The 24,823-nt window shown below is 51.8% G+C and carries 24 protein-coding genes; 12 read left to right on the forward strand and 12 right to left on the reverse strand.

Annotated features, from left to right (window positions below; genetic code table 11):
• Nucleotides 1–7 precede the first annotated feature (7 nt).
• The 5 genes from citF (at nt 8) to rna (ending at nt 5,378) form a co-directional block, all read left to right on the forward strand.
• Nucleotides 8–1,540: a citrate lyase subunit alpha gene (gene citF / locus BZK41_RS01630; RefSeq protein WP_079936947.1), complete on the forward strand. Its 1,533-nt coding sequence runs from the start codon at nt 8–10 to the stop codon at nt 1,538–1,540.
• 3 nt (nt 1,541–1,543) lie between these two features.
• Nucleotides 1,544–2,098 (forward strand): citrate lyase holo-[acyl-carrier protein] synthase, encoded by a 555-nt coding sequence (gene citX / locus BZK41_RS01635; RefSeq protein ID WP_079936948.1) that lies wholly within the window; start codon nt 1,544–1,546, stop codon nt 2,096–2,098.
• A complete protein-coding gene (citG, locus tag BZK41_RS01640) occupies nt 2,067–2,972 on the forward strand; it encodes a triphosphoribosyl-dephospho-CoA synthase CitG (RefSeq protein ID WP_003831272.1) in 906 nt (301 codons plus the stop codon). Before citX ends, citG begins: the two co-directional genes overlap by 32 nt.
• 25 nt (nt 2,973–2,997) lie before the next feature.
• A complete protein-coding gene (citT, locus tag BZK41_RS01645) occupies nt 2,998–4,461 on the forward strand; it encodes a citrate/succinate antiporter CitT (protein WP_079936949.1) in 1,464 nt (487 codons plus the stop codon).
• A gap of 110 nt (nt 4,462–4,571) precedes the next feature.
• On the forward strand, nt 4,572–5,378 hold the full coding sequence (rna, locus tag BZK41_RS01650) for a ribonuclease I (protein ID WP_003835606.1): 807 nt from the start codon (nt 4,572–4,574) through the stop codon (nt 5,376–5,378).
• Nucleotides 5,379–5,419: 41 nt separating this feature from the next.
• Here rna and BZK41_RS01655 read toward each other — a convergent pair whose 3' ends face one another.
• Nucleotides 5,420–6,043: a flavin reductase family protein gene (locus tag BZK41_RS01655; protein ID WP_079936950.1), complete on the reverse strand. Its 624-nt coding sequence runs from the start codon at nt 6,041–6,043 to the stop codon at nt 5,420–5,422.
• A 96-nt stretch (nt 6,044–6,139) separates the two neighbouring features.
• Nucleotides 6,140–6,970 (reverse strand): alpha/beta hydrolase, encoded by an 831-nt coding sequence (locus BZK41_RS01660; protein ID WP_079936951.1) that lies wholly within the window; start codon nt 6,968–6,970, stop codon nt 6,140–6,142.
• 275 nt (nt 6,971–7,245) lie between these two features.
• On the opposite strand from BZK41_RS01660, the gene rnk reads away from it, so the two are divergent.
• Nucleotides 7,246–7,656 (forward strand): nucleoside diphosphate kinase regulator, encoded by a 411-nt coding sequence (gene rnk, locus BZK41_RS01665; RefSeq protein ID WP_005120853.1) that lies wholly within the window; start codon nt 7,246–7,248, stop codon nt 7,654–7,656.
• A 183-nt stretch (nt 7,657–7,839) separates the two neighbouring features.
• Nucleotides 7,840–8,268, forward strand: coding sequence for a universal stress protein UspG (gene uspG / locus BZK41_RS01670; RefSeq protein ID WP_003022101.1), 429 nt, complete (start codon nt 7,840–7,842; stop codon nt 8,266–8,268).
• Between the two features lie 69 nt (nt 8,269–8,337).
• Here uspG and BZK41_RS01675 read toward each other — a convergent pair whose 3' ends face one another.
• From BZK41_RS01675 to ahpC, 6 genes are all read right to left on the reverse strand, one after another.
• On the reverse strand, nt 8,338–9,105 hold the full coding sequence (locus BZK41_RS01675; RefSeq protein ID WP_079936952.1) for a DmsC/YnfH family molybdoenzyme membrane anchor subunit: 768 nt from the start codon (nt 9,103–9,105) through the stop codon (nt 8,338–8,340).
• Nucleotides 9,105–9,662 (reverse strand): 4Fe-4S dicluster domain-containing protein, encoded by a 558-nt coding sequence (locus tag BZK41_RS01680; RefSeq protein WP_047412739.1) that lies wholly within the window; start codon nt 9,660–9,662, stop codon nt 9,105–9,107. The genes BZK41_RS01675 and BZK41_RS01680 overlap by 1 nt, the downstream gene beginning before the upstream one ends.
• Entirely contained in the window at nt 9,659–11,935 is a 2,277-nt protein-coding gene (locus tag BZK41_RS01685; protein WP_079936953.1) for a molybdopterin-dependent oxidoreductase, read from the reverse strand. The genes BZK41_RS01680 and BZK41_RS01685 overlap by 4 nt, the downstream gene beginning before the upstream one ends.
• Nucleotides 11,932–12,486 (reverse strand): molecular chaperone TorD family protein, encoded by a 555-nt coding sequence (locus tag BZK41_RS01690; protein ID WP_079936954.1) that lies wholly within the window; start codon nt 12,484–12,486, stop codon nt 11,932–11,934. Before BZK41_RS01690 ends, BZK41_RS01685 begins: the two co-directional genes overlap by 4 nt.
• Nucleotides 12,487–12,709: 223 nt before the next feature.
• Nucleotides 12,710–14,275 carry an alkyl hydroperoxide reductase subunit F gene (ahpF, locus tag BZK41_RS01695; protein WP_003831260.1) on the reverse strand — a complete coding sequence of 522 codons (1,566 nt, stop codon included), beginning with the start codon at nt 14,273–14,275 and terminating at the stop codon, nt 12,710–12,712.
• A 154-nt stretch (nt 14,276–14,429) separates the two neighbouring features.
• Complete coding sequence (ahpC, locus tag BZK41_RS01700; RefSeq protein ID WP_002894394.1) at nt 14,430–14,993, reverse strand: alkyl hydroperoxide reductase subunit C; 564 nt, start codon at nt 14,991–14,993, stop codon at nt 14,430–14,432.
• 374 nt (nt 14,994–15,367) lie between these two features.
• Here ahpC and dsbG point away from each other — a divergent pair, with 374 nt between their 5' ends.
• The 4 genes from dsbG (at nt 15,368) to BZK41_RS01720 (ending at nt 19,210) form a co-directional block, all read left to right on the forward strand.
• A complete protein-coding gene (gene dsbG, locus BZK41_RS01705; RefSeq protein WP_079936955.1) occupies nt 15,368–16,114 on the forward strand; it encodes a thiol:disulfide interchange protein DsbG in 747 nt (248 codons plus the stop codon).
• A 204-nt stretch (nt 16,115–16,318) separates the two neighbouring features.
• Nucleotides 16,319–17,245, forward strand: coding sequence for a LysR family transcriptional regulator (locus BZK41_RS01710; RefSeq protein ID WP_079936956.1), 927 nt, complete (start codon nt 16,319–16,321; stop codon nt 17,243–17,245).
• 139 nt (nt 17,246–17,384) lie between these two features.
• Nucleotides 17,385–18,608, forward strand: coding sequence for a phosphoadenosine phosphosulfate reductase (locus BZK41_RS01715; RefSeq protein WP_079936957.1), 1,224 nt, complete (start codon nt 17,385–17,387; stop codon nt 18,606–18,608).
• Nucleotides 18,593–19,210: a ParB/RepB/Spo0J family partition protein gene (locus BZK41_RS01720; RefSeq protein ID WP_079936958.1), complete on the forward strand. Its 618-nt coding sequence runs from the start codon at nt 18,593–18,595 to the stop codon at nt 19,208–19,210. The genes BZK41_RS01715 and BZK41_RS01720 overlap by 16 nt, the downstream gene beginning before the upstream one ends.
• Here BZK41_RS01720 and BZK41_RS01725 read toward each other — a convergent pair whose 3' ends face one another.
• A complete protein-coding gene (locus tag BZK41_RS01725) occupies nt 19,211–20,371 on the reverse strand; it encodes a pyridoxal phosphate-dependent aminotransferase (RefSeq protein ID WP_079936959.1) in 1,161 nt (386 codons plus the stop codon).
• A gap of 132 nt (nt 20,372–20,503) precedes the next feature.
• Between BZK41_RS01725 and BZK41_RS01730 the strand changes: the two genes are divergently transcribed.
• Nucleotides 20,504–21,592, forward strand: a complete 1,089-nt coding sequence (locus tag BZK41_RS01730) for an oxidoreductase (RefSeq protein WP_079936960.1) — start codon at nt 20,504–20,506, stop codon at nt 21,590–21,592.
• Between the two features lie 265 nt (nt 21,593–21,857).
• Here BZK41_RS01730 and BZK41_RS01735 read toward each other — a convergent pair whose 3' ends face one another.
• The 3 genes from BZK41_RS01735 to entH all read right to left on the reverse strand — a co-directional run bounded on the left by BZK41_RS01735 (nt 21,858) and on the right by entH (nt 24,822).
• Nucleotides 21,858–22,055, reverse strand: a complete 198-nt coding sequence (locus BZK41_RS01735) for a YbdD/YjiX family protein (protein WP_003022064.1) — start codon at nt 22,053–22,055, stop codon at nt 21,858–21,860.
• 63 nt (nt 22,056–22,118) lie between these two features.
• Complete coding sequence (gene cstA / locus BZK41_RS01740; protein WP_016152202.1) at nt 22,119–24,224, reverse strand: pyruvate/proton symporter CstA; 2,106 nt, start codon at nt 24,222–24,224, stop codon at nt 22,119–22,121.
• 184 nt (nt 24,225–24,408) lie between these two features.
• Nucleotides 24,409–24,822 carry a proofreading thioesterase EntH gene (entH, locus tag BZK41_RS01745; RefSeq protein ID WP_003022055.1) on the reverse strand — a complete coding sequence of 138 codons (414 nt, stop codon included), beginning with the start codon at nt 24,820–24,822 and terminating at the stop codon, nt 24,409–24,411.
• Nucleotide 24,823 lies beyond the last annotated feature (1 nt).

Raw genomic sequence — 24,823 nt, forward strand, 5'->3', positions numbered from 1 at the left:
CAAAAAAATGACGCAGAAAATCGAACAGTCTCAACGCCAGGATCGCGTGGCGACCTGGAGCCGTCATGCAGAAAGTGAGCTTTCCGCTTATCAGAGCACCGCAAAAACAGAATTGCAGGCGCAAAAACCGCGCGACAAAAAGCTGTGCGCTAACCTGGAAGACGCCATTCGCCGTTCAGGTTTACAGGACGGCATGACCATCTCTTTCCACCACGCTTTCCGCGGTGGCGATCTGACGATTAACCTGGTGATGGACGCCATCGCCAGTATGGGCTTTAAAAACCTGACGCTGGCCTCCAGTTCCCTGAGCGATTGCCATGCTCCGCTGGTTGAGCACATCCGTCAGGGCGTGGTTAGCCGCATTTATACCTCCGGTCTGCGTGGTCCGCTGGCGGAAGAAATCTCACGCGGCCTGCTGGCCGAGCCGGTACAGATTCACTCCCACGGTGGCCGTGTACATCTGGTACAAAGTGGCGAACTCAGCATTGATGTGGCGTTCCTCGGCGTGCCGTCCTGCGATCAGTTTGGTAACGCCAACGGTTATACCGGTAAAGCGTGCTGCGGCTCACTGGGCTATGCCCGCGTAGACGCCGAAAACGCGAAACAAGTTGTCCTGCTAACTGAACAGCTGCTGACCTATCCACATAACCCGGCCAGCATTACGCAGGATCAGGTGGATCTGATCGTGCAGATCGATCAGGTCGGCGATGCGGACAAAATTGGTGCCGATGCGACCCGCATGACCACCAACCCGCGTGAACTGTTAATCGCCCGTAGCGCGGCAGAGGTCATTGCTAACTCCGGCTACTTCAATGAGGGCTTCTCACTGCAGACAGGAACCGGCGGCGCTTCTCTGGCCGTTACGCGTTTCCTGGAAGACAAAATGCGCAGCCGCGATATCCGTGCTGACTTCGCGCTGGGCGGCATTACCGCTACCATCGTTGACCTGCACGAAAAAGGCCTGATTCGCAAGCTACTGGACGTTCAGAGTTTCGACCGTAACGCCGCGGAATCACTGGCCCGCAATCCGAACCACATTGAGATCAGTGCCAACCAGTATGCCAACTGGGGCTCAAAAGGCGCGTCCGTCGATCGTCTGGACGTCGTGGTGCTCAGCGCGCTGGAAGTTGATACCAGCTTCAACGTTAACGTACTGACCGGTTCTGACGGCGTACTGCGCGGCGCATCCGGTGGTCACTGCGATACCGCGGTTGCCGCTGCGCTGTCTATCATCGTCGCGCCGCTGGTTCGCGGACGCATCCCGACGCTGGTTGATAACGTGCTGACTTGCGTAACCCCTGGCTCCAGCGTTGACATTCTGGTCACTGACCACGGTATCGCCGTCAACCCTGCACGTCCAGAACTGGCAGAACGTCTGAAAGAAGCCGGTATGAAAGTGGTGTCCATTGAATGGCTGCGCGAACGTGCACAGCAACTCACCGGCCAGCCTCGCGCTATCGAATTCACTGACCGCGTGATTGCCGTTGTGCGTTACCGCGATGGTTCAGTGATTGACGTTGTGCATCAGGTGAAGGAATAAGCCATGCACCTGCTCCCTGAATACGCCACCCAACACGCGGTTTCCATTCCCGAGCTGCTCGCCAGCCGTGATGAGCGACAAGCAAGGCAACAGGACTGGCTGACACGCCACTCTGCGCCGCTGGTCTCGTTTACCGTAGTCGCACCGGGTCCGATTAAAGACAGCGAATTAACTCGTCGCATCTTTAATCACGGCGTAACCGCCCTGCTCGCGTTGGCGGAACAATCCGCCTGGATTGTCAGGGAGCAAACAGCGCTGGTTTCTGCCAGCGGTCCGGAAGGTTTTTTGTCTATTGAGGCTCCGGCCCATGACCTCAAGCTCGCCACGATTGAACTTGAGCATTCACACCCGCTGGGACGGCTATGGGACATCGATGTCCTGACCCCTGAAGGGGAAATTCTGTCCCGGCGTCATTTCGCACTCCCTGCCCGCCGCTGTCTGCTGTGCGGGCAAAGTGCTGCCGACTGTGCGCGGGGTAAAACCCACGCGCTTTCCGACTTACTCACTCAGATGGAGGCACTGCTGCATGATGCCGATTCCCGCAACATCAACCAATAACGCAGTCCTTCCTCTGGATCTGCCTGATGCTTACGCAACGCTTGCGTGGCGCGCCATGTTGACTGAAGTCAACCTGTCGCCCAAACCCGGCCTGGTAGATCGTATTAACAACGGCGCGCATAAAGATATGGCGCTGGAAGATTTTCATCGCAGCGCTGAAGCGATTCAGTCATGGCTGCCACGTTTTATTGAGTATGGGGCGTTTAGCGCACAGCTGTCGCCTGAGGATGTATTGAAAGGACTACGCCCTCTGGGTATGGCCTGCGAAGCCGATATGTTCCGCGCCACCGCCGGGGTGAACACCCATAAAGGGAGCATCTTTTCTCTGGGCCTGCTGTGCGCCGCCATTGGCCGCCTGCACCAGCTCCAACTAACTGTTACCGCTGAAACCATTTGCTCTACGGCAGCAACATTTTGCCGTGGCCTGACCGAGCGCGAACTGCGCCAGAACAATCAACAACTCACGGCTGGCCAACGTCTTTATCAGCAACTGGGATTAACCGGCGCACGGGGCGAAGCCGAAGCGGGATACCCGCTGGTCATTCAGCATGCCCTGCCGCACTATCGCGCACTGCTGACTCAGGGCCGCGACCCTGAACTGGCGTTACTCGACACTTTATTGCTGCTGATGTCTATCAACGGCGACACCAACGTGGCTTCACGTGGCGGCGCAGAAGGTCTGCGTTGGCTACAGCAGCAGGCCACCGCCCTGATGCAGCAAGGGGGGATTCGTACCCCTGCCGATCTCGAATATCTACACCAGTTCGACCAACAGTGCATTGAACGCAACCTCAGTCCCGGAGGCTGCGCCGATCTGCTGATCGTCACCTGGTTCTTAGCTCAGATTTCACAAGTTCATCATTATCACAATTAAAGATCCTTTCCGGAGAATCACACACATGTCTTTAGCAAAAGATAAAATATGGAAGTTGCTGGCACCATTGGTCGTAATGGGCGTCATGTTTCTTATCCCCGTCCCTGATGGAATGCCTCCGCAGGCCTGGCACTACTTTGCCGTATTCGTGGCAATGATTGTCGGTATGATCCTGGAGCCAATCCCGGCAACAGCGATCAGCTTTATCGCCGTAACGATCTGCGTTATCGGCAGCAACTATCTGCTGTTTGATGCTTCAGAACTGGCCGACCCGGCGTTTAAAGCGGGTAAGCAAGCGCTGAAATGGGGTCTGGCGGGCTTCTCCAGCACCACCGTGTGGTTGGTGTTTGGTGCGTTTATCTTCGCACTGGGTTATGAAGTCACCGGTCTGGGTCGTCGTATCGCGCTGTTCCTGGTGAAATTCATGGGTAAACGCACCCTGACGCTGGGCTATGCGATTGTTATCATCGACATTTTGCTGGCGCCGTTTACACCGTCTAACACCGCGCGTACCGGTGGTACCGTATTCCCGGTTATCAAAAACCTGCCGCCGCTGTTTAAATCATTCCCGAACGATCCTTCCGCGCGCCGTATCGGCGGATACCTGATGTGGATGATGGTAATCAGTACCAGCCTGAGCTCCTCTATGTTCGTGACCGGCGCTGCGCCTAACGTACTGGGCCTGGAATTCGTTAACAAAATTGCCGGTATTCAAATCAGCTGGTTGCAGTGGTTCCTCAGCTTCCTGCCGGTCGGTATTATTTTGCTGATCGTTGCTCCGTGGCTGTCCTATGTTCTGTACAAGCCAGAAGTCACCCACAGTGCTGAAGTTGCCGCATGGGCCGGTGATGAACTGAAAACCATGGGTAAACTGACGCGCAAAGAGATGACCCTGATCGGTCTGGTTCTGCTCAGCCTGGGCCTGTGGGTCTTTGGTGGTAAACTGATTGATGCAACCGCAGTGGGTCTGCTGGCTGTCTCCCTGATGCTGGCGCTGCACGTGGTACCGTGGAAAGACATTACCCGTTATAACAGCGCATGGAACACCCTGGTTAACCTCGCCACGCTGGTCGTTATGGCGAATGGTTTAACCCGTTCAGGCTTCATCGACTGGTTCGCCAACACTATGAGCACGCACCTGGAAGGCTTCTCCCCTAACGCGACCGTGATCGTTCTGGTGCTGGTGTTCTACTTTGCTCACTACCTGTTTGCCAGCCTTTCTGCTCACACCGCCACCATGCTGCCGGTTATTCTGGCTGTCGGTAAAGGTATCCCGGGCGTGCCGATGGAACACCTGTGTATCCTGCTGGTACTGTCCATCGGTATCATGGGCTGTCTGACTCCATATGCAACAGGCCCTGGCGTTATCATCTACGGCTGTGGTTATGTGAAGTCCAAAGACTACTGGCGTCTGGGTGCTATCTTCGGCGTTATCTACATCGCTATGCTTCTGCTGGTCGGTTGGCCGATTCTGGCAATGTGGAGCTAATCATTCCTGTTCACGCCTGATGAAAATGATGCCAGTCAGCTAAACCTGACTGGCATTTTTTATGATTAAATAGATGATATTCAGAATTTATATAAGTATCCGAAATCATCATGACATCAACATGGCGTTATTCTTCGTTGCTGGCAGCACTCCTGCTGCCAGTTTCTGCAGCTCAGGCCGATGAACTTCAGGCAAAACAGTACGCTGATTTTGACAGCTACGTGCTGGCCCTCTCCTGGCAAACCGGATTTTGCCAAAGCCAACATGAGCGTAATCGTCAGGAGCCTGACGAATGTCGTTTACAAAAAGAGAGCGCAGACAAAGCGGATTTCCTGACCGTTCACGGTTTATGGCCCAGCCTGCCTAAATCCATTGCCGCCCGTGGAGTAGACAACCGCCGTTGGATGCGTTTTGGCTGCGCGACTCGCCCTATTCCCAACCTGCCTGAAGCCCGCGCCAGCCGTAAATGCGCGGCCCCCGAAACCGGGCTGTCGCTGGAAAGCGCGGCAAAACTCAGCGCCGTAATGCCCGGTGCTGGAGGGAGATCCTGTCTGGAACGTTACGAGTATGCCAAACATGGCGCGTGTTTCGGTTTTGATCCCGACGCATACTTCGGCACGATGGTGCGACTGAATAATGAGGTTAAGAACAGCGAGGTGGGCAAATTCCTGGCGGAAAACTACGGCAAAACCGTCAGCCGTAACGCATTTGACGCCGCCGTTGCCAAAAGCTGGGGCAAAGAAAACGTCAAAGCAGTGAAGCTAAGCTGCCACGGCAATCCGGCGTATCTCACTGAGATCCAGTTATCCCTGAAAGCCGACAACATCAACCAGACGTTATCTGCACAGTCATTCTTACCGCAACCGCATCCGGGTAGCTGCGGTAAACAGTTTATTATCGACAAAGTGGGATACTGAAACTCGCGACCGACGCTGCAAGCTGGCGTCGGTCCGTAAGCTTAGCGTTTTGCTCGGGCGTCCGGGCGAACTAAATCAAAACGGTGTGTTTCACTGATCGAATAATACGCCGTTGGCCCACCTGCACGCAGTACCGGCTTCGCTTTCGCCGTCTGATAGATGCCGTCTTCCAGGAGCGTTTCATCTATGTGGATACCCACCACCTCTCCCAGCACCAGCCAGGTTTCAACAGGTGCGCCATCAGCAGTAGTCAGTTGCAGAGTTTGCGATAAACGACACTCAAAATTGACCGGGCTTTGCGCCACGCGCGGCACGTTGACTATCCGGCTATCAGCCTTGCTAAGCCCGGCGGCAAAAAACTCATCCTCACCGTGCGGCAAGCTGGCTGACGTTTCGTTCATCGCAGTAGCCAACTCAAGAGTCGTCAGGTTCCAGACAAATTCACCGGTTTCGATAATATTCTGCACGCTGTCTTTCCAGCCGCTGCTGGCGAAACCGATAATTGGCGGATGATAGTTAAAACAGTTAAAGAAACTGTAGGGTGCCAGATTGTGCCGACCATTGCCGTCACGCGACGCAATCCAGCCAATCGGGCGCGGTCCAATGATGGCATTTAGCGGGTCATGCGGTAAGCCGTGTCCCTGTGACGGTTGATAGAAATACATAGCGTTCCCTGTTGAAGTTGACGTCAGCTCAGCACAAATTATGCTTCGCTCATCCCCCTGGAAAAAGAAGATCAGCGTAGAACAATCTGCCAACGATTACGACTGAATAAAGTTGAGCAGGTCACCGTTGATCTGTTGCTTATGGGTGGTGCAAATTCCATGCGAGCCGCCGACATATACCTTCAACTGCGAGTCCGGCAGTATTTCCGCCGCGACCTTTCCGCAGGTTTCAAACGGGACAATCTGATCGTCATCACCGTGGATCACCAGCGTCGGGATGGTCATCTTTTTGAGGTCCTCACGCAGATCTGTTTCCGAAAACGCGTGTATACAGTCGTACAACGCTTTGATGGAACCTTGTAAACCCTGTTCAACAAAACTTTCCCTGACAGCTTTCGACTCTTTTGCGCCCGGACGGTTGTAGCCATAGAATGCAGCAGTCAGTTCATAGAAAAAGGCGGCGCGATCGTTCACAACCCCCTCACGGATGCCATCGAATACCTCTTTCGGCACGCCATTTGGATTAAAGTCAGTCTTGACCATGATGGGCGTCACCGCGCCAATTAACACCGCTTTTGCCACCCGCTGCGTCCCATGCCGGCCAATATAACGAGCCACTTCCCCACCGCCGGTAGAGTGCCCGACATGTACGGCATCTTTAAGATTGAGATGCGCGGTAAGTTCAGCCAGATCATCAGCATACTGATCCATATGATGACCATCCCAGGGTTGGGCCGAACGCCCATGCCCGCGCCTGTCATGGGCGATCACACGAAATCCTTTCGATCCAAGAAACAACATCTGATCTTCAAACGCATCTGCCGTCAGCGGCCAACCGTGACTAAACACAATAGGTTGTCCACTTCCCCAATCTTTAAAATGCAAATAGCTGCCGTCTTTCAAGGTAAGTTTGTCGTACTGGCTCATGAGATCTCCTGTCGCGGAACACTGAGTTGTTTGACGCGCCCGCAGCGAGCGCTTAAAAAGCATAATGCAAATTGGAGAACGATCACGTTTTTCGGCTAAAATCACACCATATGCGACAATGGTGATGATTTACCTGAATGTGAACTAAATCACTTCAAACATGGGGTAAGTCTCAGTATCATCATAAAAGCTAAACCCTTGCCGCCTGACGGTGAGGGTTTTCTTTTGGGATTATTTACCTGCGCACCCGCAGTATCGACGACATGGAGTAATAAATGTCCAGACCAACTATCATCATTAACGACCTCGATGCGGAACGCATTGACCGCCTGTTGGAGCAACCTGCGTTTGCTGGTTTACCGATTGCCGACGCCCTTAACGCCGAGCTGGATCGTGCCCAAATGTGTTCTCCAGAAACCATGCCGCACGATGTCGTAACCATGAACAGCCGCGTGAAATTCCGCAATCTGAGTGATGGCGAAGTCCGTGTGCGTACCCTGGTGTATCCGGCCAATATGACTGACAGCAGCACACAGCTTTCAGTAATGGCACCTGTCGGCGCTGCACTTCTGGGGTTGCGCGTTGGTGATACCATTCACTGGGAATTGCCTGGCGGGACCTCAACGCACCTCGAAGTTATCGAGCTTGAGTACCAGCCTGAAGCTGCAGGCGACTACCTGCGCTAACTCTGTCTTATCAAAGCCACTCGCTTTATCTTACAGGGGATGCATCCGCATCCTCTTTCCGCTTAGATCTCCCTGTTCCTCGCTTTCTTTCCTGTTCGCAAAACATAAATCTGTGTCGTGACTGACAGAATCATTTTTAATACTATGCTGTTATGTGTTCATGTAATGACAAGGAGAATGTTTATGTACAACACAATCATAATGCCTGTTGATGTATTCGAAATGGAACTGAGCGACAAGGCTATTCGCCATGCAGAATTTCTGGCCCAGGATAAAGGGGTTATCCATCTGCTGCACGTGCTGCCAGGCTCAGCGAGCTTAAGCCTGCACCGCTTTGCCGCTGACGTTCGTCGTTTTGAAGAACATCTGCAACACGAAGCGGAAACCCGTCTGCAAACAATGGTCGGTCACTTCAGCATCGATCCTTCCCGTATTAAGCAACACGTCCGCTTTGGCAGCGTCCGTGACGTGGTCAACGAGTTGGGTGAAGAGTTGAATGCGGATGTCGTTGTCATTGGGTCGCGTAACCCATCAATCAGCACCCATCTGCTCGGCTCTAACGCCTCCAGCGTTGTTCGCCATGCAACTTTACCGGTACTGGTTGTACGTTAACAGCCACTGATTTGTTAAAGAAAACCCCTGCCAGGTTAACGCCTGACAGGGGTTTTTATTACCTCACGATCAGTACAAATGACCGATATTCACGATGGTGCTAACCGTATCGCCAAAAAACGTCAGACGGCTCAGGAATATGCCAACAAACAGCAGGACAAAAAGCGCTTTTGCGCGACGTTCTCCCTGACGGCTAAGCACAAAGGCCACCGCCAGGCACACCAGACTTGCCAGGTAAAGCGGCGACGTCAGCCAGGCATGCGCCGTCATTTGCATGATGGTGCCGCCGCTTAGCCAGATAATGGGCGCGGCGATCATGACTGCCATACACACGACAATCCCCTGGCGCAATGCAGCAACGGCAGGTGCAAGGTTAAGCAGTGGAATCGCCGCACAACCCATTACCCACACCGTGATAAAGAACAACAGCATTGTCAGACCGTTGGCGATCGCCACCATTGCCGGGGCGGCATAGGTCATCCCCTGTACCGCCACCAGCGCGATACCGAGAACAGAGGCCAGAACCGCCGGCGCTTTGTGCCCTTTTGCCAAAAACGTCACCCCGACCGCCGCACCGTATAAGGTTGCGCCAAGAATTTCACGGCTCAGCCAGGCGTGCTGCAGGTTAATCAGGGCATCGTAGGCGCGATCCGGATGCGCAAGGTGCAATACCGCCGCCACCGAAGCCGCAGCCAGAACCAGTCCGCTAACCAGCCAGTACAGGCGTTTGCTTTCCAGCTTTCCTTGCAGCGCGCGTAGCGTCAGAATGAGCGTGATCCCGACCGACATCTGGCTCAACACGGTAAAAATCACCAGAGGAAGTTCATACTTTTCCATTACTTGCCCTCCGGTTGCTTCGGTTGACGCGCGAGGATAAAACGCGTGCCAGGATTAAGCTGCGGCATACGCGGGAACCCCGGCGGATACTGCACGGCATTGTTGGGGATCGGATCGGCATCCAGGTCGATGAGCGTCAGCGCACCTACCGGACAGGCATTCACGCACGCTGGCTGCATGCCAACATCAAGGCGCTCATAGCACATGCTGCATTTTTCCGCTTTTTTCGTCTCTTCATTAAAGCGCGGCGCACCGTATGGACAGTTGCGGATACAGTTTTTACATCCGATGCAACGTTCCGGGTTATGCACCACAACACCATCCTCACGTTTGGTGTACGCCTCTACCGGACAAGCCGCCAGGCAGGCCGGGTTTTCACAATGGTTACAGGCCAGAGAGTAGAATGCCCGCTCTTCATGCGGATAAATTTCTTTATCCAGCGGGTAGACATAGCGCCAGAAACGTTCAGGCTCCAGCTGGTTAAAACTTTTACACGCCATCGCACAGCCACGGCAGCCGATGCACTTATCGCTATTAACTAAAAACGCGCGTCTCATGCCGCAGCTCCTTCATTTCCTGACAGAGTAATATCTACAAATTGACTGTGAATAGCCGCACCCGGTGCGCCGGTCGCCATTTTCCCCATATCGGCTGGCGTATCTTTGACCACGTTCTGTACGTTGTAACTAAGCTTGTTGAACCAGGATTCGTACATCACAAGGAAATCTTCCGGCACATTCGTGGTGATTTTGGCGCGCAGCTCAACATGCCCCGCCTCGTTGAAGACTTTGACGTGAGCGCCCTCCGTGATGCCCTTTTTCTGCGCAGCAAGCGGGTGGATATAGACAAAAGGTTCTGGCCAGAAAACCTGCATCCAGTCCAGATTGACAAACTGCGAGTGCAGACCGTACTGAAGATGAGGTGTAAACAGGTGAAACGGCAACGCCCCCTGCGCACCTGCTTTATATTCCGGCAAGGCCGTGTGACCATTTTCCGCACAACGTTCTGATTTGAATTCGTACTTACCTGACGGCGTTTTGAATTTGCGATCGTACCAGGCTGCGCTGCTGACCATTTTTGCTTTGCGGGGTCCTTCCAGCAGGTCATTCCAGCCCACTATGCCGAACTGTTTGCCCATCCCCTCATTGAATTCCTGATCCAACCAGCGTTTAGCATCAAACTCCTGCGGGAAGGTACATGAACCGGGTTCCAGTTTATTGATGGTTTTAGACAGCAGCGCAGCGATTTCCGGATCGCTCTTACACTCATACAGCGGTTTGATAGCCGGCTCGTTGACAGATAACCAATAGTGCCAATAGGACGAAGAGACATCCCATTGTTCAAAGGTTGTAGTGACAGGCAGCACGATATCCGCATGCTGGACGGTTTCGTTGAAGAACTGGTCAACACAAACCACCATTTCCAGTTTATCAAACGCTTTAATCATCTTGTTGCGGTCGAAATCCTGAGCAAATGGGTTTTTAGAGGCCACCCACAGCATACGTACCGGCGGTTCGCTGGCGTCCAGGATCCCCTGAGCCGTCTGGTTGATATTCAGCGCACGATCGGAGTATTCGCTTTTCTCACCGCTATCACTGACAAACTCACCCACCGGACCACCAGCGCCTTTCATGCCGACAGAACCTGCAGGAGGCTTTTGCATCATTCCATGGTAGTTATAGCCCCATGTCTGCAGATGGCCGTAGCGAGCGCCGCCGCCCTCAATACCAATATTGCCGGTCATCGCCACAAAGGCATCGATCGCACGTACATTCGCGCCGCCGTTGACATGGCGCTGCATACCGTAACCAATCCACACGGTGGCAGGATTAACCGCCGTAAACTCTTCCGCCAACTGGCGAATGACATCCGCCGACAGTCCGCAAATTTCCGCTGCCCACTCGACGGTAACGTTATTACGCAAGTACTCTTCAAACTCAGCATAACCATGCGAATAGTTGTTAACGAAATCCTGGTCAACCAAGCCTTTATCCACCAGGTGGCGCGCCATGCCCAGCGCCAGAGCGCCATCTGAGCCAGGGCGAACACGTAAATAGAGATCGGCTTTCGCGGCGGTTTGAGTTAAAAGCGGATCGATAACGACCACTTTTGCGCCTTTTTCTCGCGCCTGATAGATATATTTCATGGTGTGCATAGAGCACCAGGCCGGGTTCGCGCCCCAGATGATAATGTATTTGGCTTTAACAAAATCTTCCGGGTCGTTACACCACATATCGCCCATGTCATAGTTTTGGGCATCGATACCGGCTGGCCAGCAGGGTGTCCCGGCAAAACGGGTGGTGTAACCCAGCGAAGACATCATCCCTTCAACGGCATAGCCCATCACACCAAGGTTGCCTGAGTATTTTGACAGCGCCAGCCCCAACATTGAGCCATCTTTCTTTTTAATCTCCAGCATCTTGGTTGCAATGCGCTGCATTGCGTCTTCCCAGGAGATACGACGCCAGTTACCGCTACCGCGAACATCCTGAACCATCGGATATTTAATGCGATCCGGGCTATATACCCGGCGTGGGTAAGTCAGACCTTTTACACACGGAGTTCCATGTGTAAACGTTGACTCAGGTGCGCCTTCCACGAAGGTGATGACGTCATCCTTCACCCAGGTTTTCAGGCTACAAGTGTCATAGCAGTTACGCGGACAGGCGTTGCGAGAAATTTTGTAGGTTTTAGGGTTAAACGGTATGGGCGGTTGCGCCAATGCACAGCGTGAAGTCAGCAATCCCCCTGGCAGGGCAGCTACTGTTCCAAGGGCAATTAACCCTTTTAAAAATGAACGTCTGTTCAGAACTCCCGGTTCATTACTCATATTGATACTCTCGTGTTTAATTCATCAAGCCAAGAAGACAATCTTTCCGCTACGGTTTTCAACGTGGCGGTTTGTGCATTTATATTTATTTTTTCTATATACTCGGGCACCCATATCGCTATATACTCTTTTACATATCGATTGAGCGTAACCTGGTATTCAGCTGATGCTCTGGCATTAGCCAATAATAAAACGGCCAATTCCAATACACAGGAAATATGATCATCCGGGATATTATTTACATGACTTATAGATAGACCTATGTTCGCCATGAATTCCCGAATGCTTAGGGTAGATTTACCCATTACGAGGGCATCTTCTTCGAGATAAACCGAAGCAAACGGCGGGGCTTTTAGCGTCTGCGGCCCGACAAATAGCGCATTGAAGTCGTACTCCGCTTCCAGCCACTCCTGCTCTGTTAGCGCCACGGCATTTTTATCCAGAGCTGAATAAGCCGCTTTCAGTGTTTGACCATCGTGAGAGATAAAAAAATCACGCAATAATAACCCTGTCGATTCAAAGATCGTCAGGGTTTTATATATTTCACCCATGAATTAACCAACCATTTATTCATACAACAAATGAAAACATAATGCAGGTTGATATAATAAAGAAAACGCCTAATCTTTCTTTGATAAAACTAATGATCAGACTAATTAAGTGAATGTTTTATGCGGTTAATTGTTTCAAGAATTGACAATTTGAGAGCGTGGAAATAAAAAACCGCCAGCGGATGGCTGGCGGTTTAGGCATTGCAGGTGAGTCTTACTTTTTTTATGCTACTGTCGTGCGAATCAGATAATCAAACGAACTCAATGAGGCCTTCGCGCCTTCACCGGTCGCGATGATAATCTGCTTATACGGTACGGTGGTGCAGTCACCGGCAGCGAAAACACCTTTCACGCTGGTTTCGCACTTGGCATCGATGATGATTTCACCCATGCGATTACGTTCAACGGCGCCTTCCAGCCAGTTGGTGTTCGGCAGCAGACCAATCTGAACAAAGATACCTGCCAGTTCCACATTGTGAACATCGCCGCTCACGCGGTCACGATACTCCAGGCCAGTAACTTTGCTGCCATCGCCTTTCACTTCTGTCGTTTGCGCATTCAGAATGATGTCGACGTTTTTCAGACTGCGAAGCTTATTTTGCAGCACCTGGTCGGCCTTCATTTCAGGAGCAAACTCCAGCAGCGTAACATGTTCAACAATACCTGCCAGGTCGATAGCCGCTTCAACGCCGGAGTTACCGCCGCCAATCACCGCAACACGCTTGCCTTTAAACAGCGGGCCATCACAGTGCGGGCAGTAGGTTACGCCTTTGGTGCGATACTGATCTTCACCCGGAACGTTCATGTTGCGCCATTTCGCGCCGGTGGCGATGATAATGCTACGTGCTTTCAGCACCGCGCCGGAGGCTGTTTCAATCTGATGCAAACCGCCTTCCTGCGCTGCAGGGACCAGTTTGCTTGCGCTCTGGCTATCGATCACATCGACATCATAATCATCAACGTGTGCTTTCAGCGCACCCGCCAGTTTCTGACCTTCAGTTTTCGGTACTGAGATATAGTTTTCAATATCAACGGTATCAAGAACCTGACCGCCAAAACGTTCGCCCATCAGACCGGTGCGAATGCCTTTACGTGCAGAGTACACCGCTGCTGCCGCCCCCGCAGGACCTGAACCGACAATCAGCACGTCATAAGCATCGCGCTTATTCAACTCTTCAGCCGCACGTTTTTCTGCGCCGGTATCCACTTTCGCCACGATCTCAGTCAGCGTCATACGACCCTGACCGAACTCTTTGCCGTTCATAAATACCGCCGGAACGCCCATCACGTTACGATCGGTGATTTCGTTCTGGAATGTACCGCCGTCAATCGCCGTATGTTTGATACGTGGGTTCAGCACCGCCATCAGGTTCAGTGCCTGCACCACGTCCGGGCAGTTATGGCAGGAAAGCGAATAATAGGTTTCAAATTCAAAATCACCGTCGAGATCGCGGATCTGCTCCAGCAACGTCTGCGCCTCTTTTGACGGATGACCACCGGTCCACAGCAGCGCCAGCACCAGAGAGGTAAACTCATGGCCCAGCGGAGAACCTGCAAAACGCGGCCCCTGGTGAGAACCGGGATTGGTAATCAGGAACGATGGCTTACGCACCGCCAGAGTATTGTCTTCTTTGAAGGTGACTTTTTCTGACAGCTCAGCAATTTCAGTCAGCAATTCCTTGATTTCTGCCGATTTAGCGCTGTCATCCAGCGTCGCAATCAACTCAACAGGTTTGGTCAGTTTCTCAAGGTAAGCCCTGAGCTGGGTTTTCATATTTGTGTCGAGCATTCTTCTTCCCTCTCTGAAAACATCATCATGCAAGCCGACTTAGCTGGACTGCATTAATGCAACTTGCGTCATGGTGCTGGAATGAAACAGGCGCAAATTTGCGCCTGTGGAATGCCGGATGCACTACGTTTATCCGGCCTACAAACTATGCGACTTAGATTTTACCAACCAGGTCCAGAGATGGAGCTAATGTAGCTTCACCTTCTTTCCATTTCGCCGGGCAAACTTCACCTGGGTGGGAAGCGACATACTGTGCGGCTTTGATTTTGCGCAGCAGGTCAGACGCATCACGGCCGATACCTTCAGCGGTAACTTCGATTGCCTGGATGATACCCTGCGGGTCAACAACGAAGGTTGCGCGGTCAGCCAGACCTTCATCTTCACGCATGTTGTCGAAGTTACGGGTCAGGGCGCCAGTCGGGTCGCCGATCATCGCGTATTTGATTTTCGCGATGGTTTCAGAGCTGCTGTGCCATGCTTTGTGGGTGAAGTGGGTGTCGGTAGACACGGAATACACATCTACGCCCAGTTTCTGCAGCTCTTCGTAATGGTCTGCAACGTCGCCCAGCTCGGTCGGGCATACGAAAGTGAAGTCAGCCGGGTAGAAGAAGAAGACGCTCCAGCGACCTTCGGTATCTTTCTCGGTTACTTCGATGAACTCACCGTTTTTGAACGCCTGGTTTTTGAAAGGTTTAATTTTGGTATTAATCAAAGACATCTGTACTTCCTCCGTGTTTTCGTTGAGAGATAAGTTAACGAAAATCTCTTCGCAGGGCTAATGCGTTTCCTTTATCAAATCAATAAGCGATAACTAACAACTCACTCAAACACATGTTGTGAACTTAAAGATAAAAGTAAAAAAGGCCCCCTTTGCAGGGAGCCTCATTACCCGAGCTACCCGCAGGTAACGTCAGTGCCAGCAGGGCTGGCTATGTGTTGCGCTCTACATTACCTTAACAAAGGTCGTAACAGCGATTGGGATTACATCACCCAACTCAAGAAAGGGCAATCGACAGACCGTCGATCTTACCTATGGCTGTGATAGGTTTTGCAACTAAGTCCCCTTTCCTGCTGATTTTATAAGGAAAATCAATGTTTAAACGCACCTTACTCTTAACTCTTCTCCCCGCTATCGTGCACGCAGAGGAGCTCCCTGCCCCGGTTAAAGCCATTGAGAAACAGGGCATTACTATTCTGAAACCCTTCGACGCGCCGGGTGGAATGAAAGGTTATCTGGGTAAATACCAGGACATGGGCGTTACCATCTATGTCACGCCTGACGGCAAACATGCCATCTCCGGCTACATGTATAATGAAAAAGGCGAAAACCTCAGTAATGCGCTCATAGAAAAAGAGATCTATGCCCCTGCCGGACGTGAGATGTGGCAGCGAATGGAAAAAGCGTCGTGGATTCTGGACGGAAAAAAAGAGGCTCCGGTCATCGTCTACGTGTTTGCCGATCCCTTCTGTCCCTATTGCAAACAGTTCTGGCAGCAGGCGCGTCCGTGGGTCGAAGCCGGTAAAGTTCAGCTGCGTACGTTGCTGGTTGGCGTGATCAAACCCGAAAGCCCAGCAACTGCTGCTGCGATCCTGGCTACCAAAGATCCGGCCAAAACCTGGCATGACTATGAGGCGTCCGGCGGCAAAATGAAGCTGGAAATCCCGACTTCGGTCCATCCTGAACAGATGAAGGTACTGAATATCAATCAAAAATTGATGGATGATTTAGGGGCCAACGTAACGCCAGCTATCTATTACATGAGTAAAGACGATACGTTACAACAGGAAGTGGGATTACCGGATAAGGAGAAATTAAACATTATCATGGGAAATAAATAGAGGTAATAAAATGAGTGATTGTTATCGTTCTCATTTCAATCACTCATTTAAATTAACTTTCCTGGTGAAAATTACGCAATCTGTGCTATTTTAGCTAAAGTTAATTATTCATTAAGCACATAAACATAAATCCCAAGAATAACTAACATTTAAACTATTCCGAAATTCAATTTTTCATTACATTACCATCACAGGAAGGTATGCATGGCTAACCTCTATGATCTCAAAAAATTCGATCTCAACTTGTTAGTGATATTTGAATGCATATATCAACATTTGAGCATCAGCAAAGCTGCGACAACACTGTATATCACCCCTTCAGCCGTCAGCCAGTCATTACAGCGACTGCGTACACAGTTTAACGACCCCCTGTTTATTCGCTCCGGTAAAGGTATTACGCCAACCGTAACCGGGGTTAATCTTCATCACCACCTTGAGCAAAATCTTAATAATCTGGAACAAACCATTAATATTATGCATGGTTCCAGCCTGAAAAAGAAATTTATTATTTATAGCCCACAAATTACGACTAACTTAGGGGTGATTGAGTTAATCAATACGTTAAGAAAAAACTCAGATGTCGAAGTTGAACATCACGACATAATAATGACTGCCGATACTGCAGAGAACATCCTGGCCTACAGGAAAGCGGATTTAATCATCACCACCGCTCCTGTATATAACAGATCTATTGTATGTACGCTGTTTAAAACTATTGAATGTGTTTTAACATGTAGCCGTAATCACCCCAGAATGAATGAATCTGCGACTCTTGCACAAATATTGGAAGAACAATTTACTTTATATCTTACAGAGGAAGCGGGTATTAAAGAGTATCAATCACAAGCCAATGCCCTGCTAACCAATCGTAAAATTGGATTTAGTAGCGACTCTCTGATGTCAATTACTAATGTGATTGCTGGTACAGATATTATTGGTATAATCCCCAAGCTTAATTATGAATATCATGCTGCCCGACTTAATTTAAAAGAAATCAATATAGATTTCAAGCTCCCATCAATCAGATTATACTTAATGTACAATCGCGCCTCACTTAGCAATAAAAATTTCGCAGAACATATCAATATAATAACCGCTGAAAACCAGCAACTCACATCATCAAAAGTATAAAAAATCAATTCCTGGAATGTAAAATAAAAATACATTCATGTTGCGAATATTTCTTTAAGCGTTGCATATTTTAAAGATTGGCATATTTTATTATGGGTATTTATTTTAGTATAAAATAAAATCTTGATATGGACGTGATATGTCTGTTTATAAAATACCGTTAAGCCAGAATGTTCTTGAAGCCGCTCAGGAACGCATTACCTGGACTCTTGAGACTCTGCCGCGTGTCTGCGTTTCTTTCTCTGGGGGTAAAGATTCAGGTCTGATGTTACATCTGACAGCCGCCATCGCTCGCAATTTACAGAAAAAAATAGACATTTTGTTTATCGATTGGGAGGCTCAATTTTCCTGCACCATCGACTATGTACAAGCACTACGGGAACTTTACTCTGATGTCATCGAAAATTTCTATTGGGTGGCATTACCGCTGACGACGCAGAATTCACTGTCACAATTTCAACCCGAATGGCAGTGTTGGGAGCCGGGAACGCAATGGGTTCGCCAGCCGCCCGCAGATGCCATAACCGATCCTGAATATTTCTCCTTCTACCAACCCGGCATGACTTTTGAACAATTTGTTCGCGAGTTCGCTGACTGGTTTTCAGAGAAACGACCGGCCGCCATGATGGTCGGGATCCGCGCCGATGAGTCATATAATCGTTTCGTCGCCATTGCGAACTCGAAAAAACAGCGTTTTGCCGATGATAAACCCTGGACCACCAGCGCCCCCGGTGGGCATACCTGGTATATTTATCCGATTTATGACTGGAAAACTGCCGACATCTGGACGTGGTTTGCCAAGTCAACGCTCCCGTGTAATCCCCTGTACAACCTAATGTATCAGGCGGGGGTTCCTACACGATACATGCGTATCTGCGAACCCTTTGGGCCAGAACAACGCCAGGGACTGTGGCTCTACCATGTTATTGAGCCTGAACGTTGGGCGGAGATGTGCGCGCGTGTCAGCGGCGTAAAAAGTGGCGGGATATATGCCGGTCAGGACAATCATTTTTACGGATACCGCAAGATCTTGAAACCCGAGCATTTAAACTGGCATGAATACGCCATGCTGTTGTTGAACAGTATGCCGGAAACGACCGCAGAACATTACCGCAATAAAATCGCCGTCTATTTACAGTGGTATAAGAAAAAGGGCATGGACAATCTCCCGCAAACTCAAGAACGAGATATCGGTTCAGTGGATATTCCGTCATGGCGACGCATCTGTAAGGTTTTGCTGAATAACGACTACTGGTGTCGGGCGCTGTCATTCAGCCCAACAAAACCTAAAAACTACCAACGTTATAACGAACGCATGAAAACCAAACGCCAGGAATGGGGGATCTTATGCAACAACGATTAACTCAGGAACTCCTCGGCTTTCTTTCTGGTTTATCAGAACCAGAGAAAATTGAAGCCATCAATCAATTCAGACAGGCAATACATAGCGTCAGTCCCTTTCGCGAAGAACCCGTAGATTGTGTGCTGTGGGTTAAAAATGATCATATCTCACCCAACGACTACAATCCCAATAACGTCGCGCCGCCGGAGAAGAAGTTGCTGCTGAAGTCCATCGAAGCTGACGGATTCACGCAGCCCATTGTGGTCGTTCACTCAACGGCTGAAGAATACGAAATTGTCGATGGTTTCCACCGTCATGAATTAGGGAAAAGCAAAGCCTCGCTGCGTACAAGGCTGAAAGGATATTTGCCGGTTGCTTGTTTAGAGCGTGAACGCCATGAACGCATGGCAGCGACCATTCGCCACAACCGCGCTCGCGGGCGTCACCAAATCCACGCCATGTCCGAAATTGTCCGTGAATTATCAATGCTGGGCTGGAGTGAAGAAAAAATTGGCAAAGATCTCGGCATGGACAGCGACGAAGTATTGCGTCTTAAGCAAATCAACGGCCTGCAAGAGTTGTTTGCAGACCGTCGATTCTCTAAAGCCTGGACGGTGAAATAGCTACAGCAAGGCCAGACGTTCGGCTGCCGCTAACAGCGTCGATTCCTGCTTGGCAAAACAGAGGCGAATCAGCTTATGTGGGAAAGGATCGGCGCAGAACACCGACAGCGGGATTGCCGCCACACCCACTTCAGTGGTCAGCCACTGACAAAACTCAACGTCGTTAAGTGTGGAAACGGCGCTGTAATCGACCAGCAGAAAGTAAGTGCCTTCACACGGCAGAATTTCCAGTCGGCTGTCACGCAGTGCATTCACCAATACATCGCGTTTTTTCTGATAAAACGCGGGCAGCTCGCGATAGTGTGCGGGATCTTCTCGTAGCATATCCGCCAGCGCCAGCTGCGCTGGCGTGTTGACGGAGAACGTTAGATACTGGTGTACCTTACGCAATTCAGCGCTAATAGCGGCAGGTGCGACACAGTAGCCGACTTTCCAACCAGTCATATGGTAGGTCTTACCAAACGATGAAACGGCAACGGCGCGTTCACGTAGCTCTGAATGTGCCAGCACGCTGGCGTGTCCCTGTTCGGTGAAGCAGATATGTTCATAAACTTCATCGCTGATGACAAAGATCTCGCGTTCTTTAATTGCCTGCCACAGCGCGTCAAAATCGGCGTGATGCCACACGGTGGCAGAAGGATTATGGGGCGTGTTCAGGATAACCAATCGGGTACGGTCGCTGAGCAAGGCACTAAACGCCTGCCAGTCAACGCGAAAAGACGGCGGTTGCAGCGCGATACGTTTAACCACGCCCCCGGATAATTCGATCGCAGGCGCATAGCTGTCGTAGCTTGGGTCGAAACAAATCACCTCATCACCAGGACGAACCAGCGCAGTGATCGCGGCATACAATGCTTCCGTTGCCCCCGCCGTGATGGTCACTTCACTATTCGCGTCAGGTTTATAGCCGTACAGGTCTGCCGTTTTATCCGCGATGGCTTCGCGCAGCGGCTGCACGCCCGTCATCGGCGCATACTGGTTTGCGCCATGCGCGACGTGATACGCCAGACGCTCCTGCAAAAAGAGTGGACCGTCAAAATCAGGAACCCCCTGCGAGAGGTTAATGGCCTGATGCTGCTGCGCCAGCGCACTCATTTGCGTGAAGATAGTGGTGCCCAGATTAGGCAGTTTGCTTTGTGGAATCAGCGGGTTATTACTCATTATTGTTATCCCAGCGTGTGATGTTGTGGTTGAAGCCACTATAGCACGATGCTAGTATTTGGCAATCAAGACGTTCAGACGTCTATATAAAAATAACCTGCCTGCACAGGACAGCCAAAAGGACAACACAACATGAGTACTACCGAGATTCGCGTCGTCACCGGCCCAGCCAACTATTTTTCCCATCCCGGCAGCCTGTCGAGACTCAACGATTTTTTCACTACCGACCAACTTTCACGCGCCGTGTGGGTTTATGGTGAGCGCGCCATCGATGCGGCCCGCCCTTACCTGCCAGAGGCTTTTCATCTTGCCGAGGCTAAACGGCTGCTGTTTACGGGACATTGCAGCGAAACCGATGTTGCTCAACTGGCAAAAGAGTCGGGAGAGGATCGCAGCGTGGTGATTGGCGTGGGTGGCGGGACATTGCTCGACACCGCTAAAGCGTTGGCCCGCCGTCTGGGTCTGCCTTTTGTCGGTATTCCTACTATCGCGGCGACCTGCGCTGCCTGGACGCCGCTCTCCGTCTGGTATAACGATGCGGGTCAGGCGCTGCATTTCGAAATTTTCGCTGACGCGAACTTCCTCGTGCTGGTCGAACCCGAGATCGTTCTCAATGCACCAGAAGAATACTTACTGGCGGGGATCGGCGACACGCTGGCGAAGTGGTATGAAGCCGTCGTGCTTGCACCTCAGCCGGAAACACTGCCTTTGACAGTACGTCTGGGTATTCAAGCCGCCCAGACTATCCGCGACGTCCTGCTGGAAAGCAGCGAGCAGGCGCTGGCAGACAAACAACAAGGCACGCTAAGCCGCACGTTTTGCGATGTGGTAGATGCGATTATTGCCGGAGGCGGCATGGTTGGTGGTCTGGGCGAGCGCTACACCCGCGTGGCGGCAGCGCATTCTGTTCACAATGGCCTGACCGTCCTCCCACAAACCGAGAAGTTTTTACATGGCACCAAAGTGGCGTACGGCATCCTGGTACAGAGCGCGCTGCTGGGACAAGATGATGTGCTGGCGCAGTTAATTACCGCTTATCAGCGCTTCAACCTGCCAACCCGATTAGCTCAACTGGAAGTGGACATCAATAACCGCGCCGAAATCGACAAAGTAATTGCGCACACTCTGCGCCCGGTGGAGTCCATTCACGCCCTGCCGGTAACGTTAACGCCAGAGACCCTGCGCGCAGCATTCGAAAAGGTGGAGTCGTTTACGGTGTGATTAGGGTGCGGGTTGCCTGATGGCGGCTTCGCCTTATCAGGTCAACGACGACTAATTATAACGACAAATGATCAAAATAATTCGAGTTGCAGGAAGGCGGCAACGCAGCGAATCCCAGGGAGCTTACATCAGTAAGTGACCTGGGTGAGCGAGGACAAATTCGTCAGGAACGAATTTGAACGCTGTTCACAGCGCCCGTAAGGACGAGGCCCAGGGATGGGTCGAGTTATTGCCAACACACCTGCAGCTTGAATTATGCAGAGCATCAACAGCACTTCGCGCCGCCTTTCCCCCCATAGCGCGCATCCTGGCGCTCGCGGAAAAATTCTTCGTAGGTCATTGGCGTTTGGTCCGGATGCGTGACGCGCATATGTTCAACATAGTTGTCGTAATCCGGCACACCTATCATTAATCGGGCGGTTTGACCTAAATACTTCCCAGCTTTGGCGAGTGTTTCAAACATAGTGTTTCCCTGTCGTACAAACGCCCTCCCCGTTCAGGAGAGGGCTCGTTGGTTAAGAGAATATTAGTGCGCGCCTTTCGCCTGCGCCACGATCTCTTCGACATTCTCAGGCATCGGCTCGTATGGCGTCTCTTTCGAAGTTGGTTTGTCCTCTTTCAATGCTGCCAGCGCAGTTTTGATGGAGAACAGACCCAGCACCACAACGACGACCATGAAGAAGATGGTGAGCCCCGCATCCAGGCGGTTGTTAAACACCAGCTGCGTCAGCTGCGACTGGGTGTACTGCGCCGGAATGTTACCGCTGTCGATCATCGCCTGGAACTTGTTGGCGATAGCCAGGAAGCCGATTTTCGCATCCGGGCTAAACGCTTTCTGCCAGCCAGCGGTCAGGGTACAAATCAGCAGCCAGGCCGTTGGCACCAGCGCCACCCATGCGTAGCGCTGACGTTTCATCTTGAACAGCACCACCGCACAGAGCATCAACGCCATACCCGCCAGCATCTGGTTGGCGATACCAAACAGCGGCCACAGGGTATTGATACCGCCCAGAGGATCCACTACGCCCTGGTGCAAGAAGTAACCCCAGGCCAGCACGCACAGCGCCGTCGCCAGCAGGTTTGCAGGCAGCGAATCGGTACGTTTCAGACCCGGTGACACAACACCCAGCAGATCCTGCAGCATAAAGCGCGCGGCGCGTGTACCAGCATCGACCGCCGTCAGAATAAACAGCGCTTCAAACAGGATGGCGAAGTGATACCAGAATGCCACATCCATCATGCCGCCCAGCGCGCCGTGCAGAATGTACGCCATGCCTACCGCCAGCGTCGGCGCCCCGCCTGCGCGGGAGATAATGGATTGTTCGCCGACATCATTCGCGATCTGATGCAGCGTATCAGGCGTGATCACAAAGCCCCAACTGCTCACTACCTGTGCCGCTGATGCAACCACATCGGTAGTTCCTGCCGGAGCCAGTACTGCCATTGGGCTGTTCATCGCAAAGTACACGCCCGGGTCGATAACACAGGCAGCCACCAGCGCCATAATGGCGACAAAGGATTCCATCAGCATCCCGCCGTAGCCGATAAAGCAGGCCTGGCCTTCATTCGCCAGCATCTTCGGCGTGGTACCGGAGGCAATCAGCGCGTGGAAACCAGAGACTGCACCGCAGGCAATGGTAATAAACAGGAACGGGAACAGGTTGCCGCTCCAGACCGGACCCGTACCGTCAACAAACTTGGTCAGCGCTGGCATGGTCAGCGTCGGACGCATGATCAGGATCCCTACCGCCAGACCCACAATGGTGCCGATTTTCAGGAAGGTAGAGAGATAATCACGCGGCGCCAGCAGCAGCCAAACCGGCAGCACGGCAGCGACAAAACCGTAACCCACCAGCATCCAGGTCAGCTGTACGCCGGTAAAGTCAAAGTACGGTGCCCAGGTCGGGCTTTCAGCTACCCAACCACCGGAAATAATAGCAAACACCAGGAACACCAGACCGATGACCGATACTTCACCAATACGGCCCGGGCGCAAATAGCGCAGGTAAATCCCCATGAAGATCGCCAGCGGGATGGTGAACGCCACGGTGTAGGTTCCCCACGGGCTGTGGGTCAGCGCTTTCACGACGATCATCGCCAGTACCGCGAGAATAATCACCATGATCATAAAACAGGCCACCAGCGCAATGACGCCCGCCGTTGGGCCCATCTCTTCTTTCACCAGTTCGCCAAGGGAACGTCCATCGCGACGGGTAGAAACAAACAGCACCATGAAGTCCTGTACTGCTCCTGCCAGCACTACCCCGGCGAGCAGCCAGATCATCCCTGGCAGATAGCCCATTTGCGCCGCCAGAACCGGTCCAACTAACGGCCCCGCGCCGGCAATCGCCGCAAAATGGTGACCAAACAGCACTTTTTTATCGGTGGGAACATAATCCAGACCATCGTTATGACGCACGGCTGGCGTCATACGCGTCGGGTCCAGCGCCAGTACATTTTTCGCGATGTACAGGCCGTAGAAACGGTAAGCGATAAGGTAGACACAGACCGACGCCACGACTATCCACAACGCGTTGATCTGTTCACCACGATTTAATGCGATATAGCCGAGGGCAAATGCTCCCATAACGGAGAGCACTGTCCAGACGAGGTACTTCCCTGATTTGTTCATAGTTGTTATCCGTTGTCCGATCCAGAGAGATGTTACATTTTGTTTCTATAACATCTTTTCTGAATTTAACAACCTGACAACTATACAAACCCGAAGTATCACTGAGTATTTACATTGCATTGTTAACTAGATCACTTCATTTACCTGTTAACTCTGCAATTTCATTTTACTTTGTCGGGTGACCTCACCCCATCACCGCAGTGCCTAAACGGCAGGTGCAGCAGCGTCGTCCCTGCTCATCAAAGATGACGATTTCCCAGCTTTGATTTTGACGCCCAAGGTGCAACGGCTGACAAACGCCGCGCACTTTTCCCTGCGATACCGCCCGATGATGCGTGGCGTTGAGTTCCGTCCCCACCACGCATTGCCCGTCGCGGGTCATCAGATAACCCGCCATCGAACCCAGCGTTTCCGCCAGAGCCGCCGACGCGCCACCGTGCAGCAGGCCAAACGGCTGATGCGTGCGGCTATCCACCGGCATTTCGGCTTCCAGCACATCATCCCCCAGCCGGGTGTAGACCATGCCTAAATGCGCCACCATCGTGTTCTGACTGGTGGCATTGAGTTCATCCAGCGTTAAATGACGTTTCCAGATCATC

Origin of the sequence: Citrobacter sp. A316 (assembly GCF_002042945.1) — a bacterium.
GTDB lineage: Bacteria > Pseudomonadota > Gammaproteobacteria > Enterobacterales > Enterobacteriaceae > Citrobacter > Citrobacter portucalensis.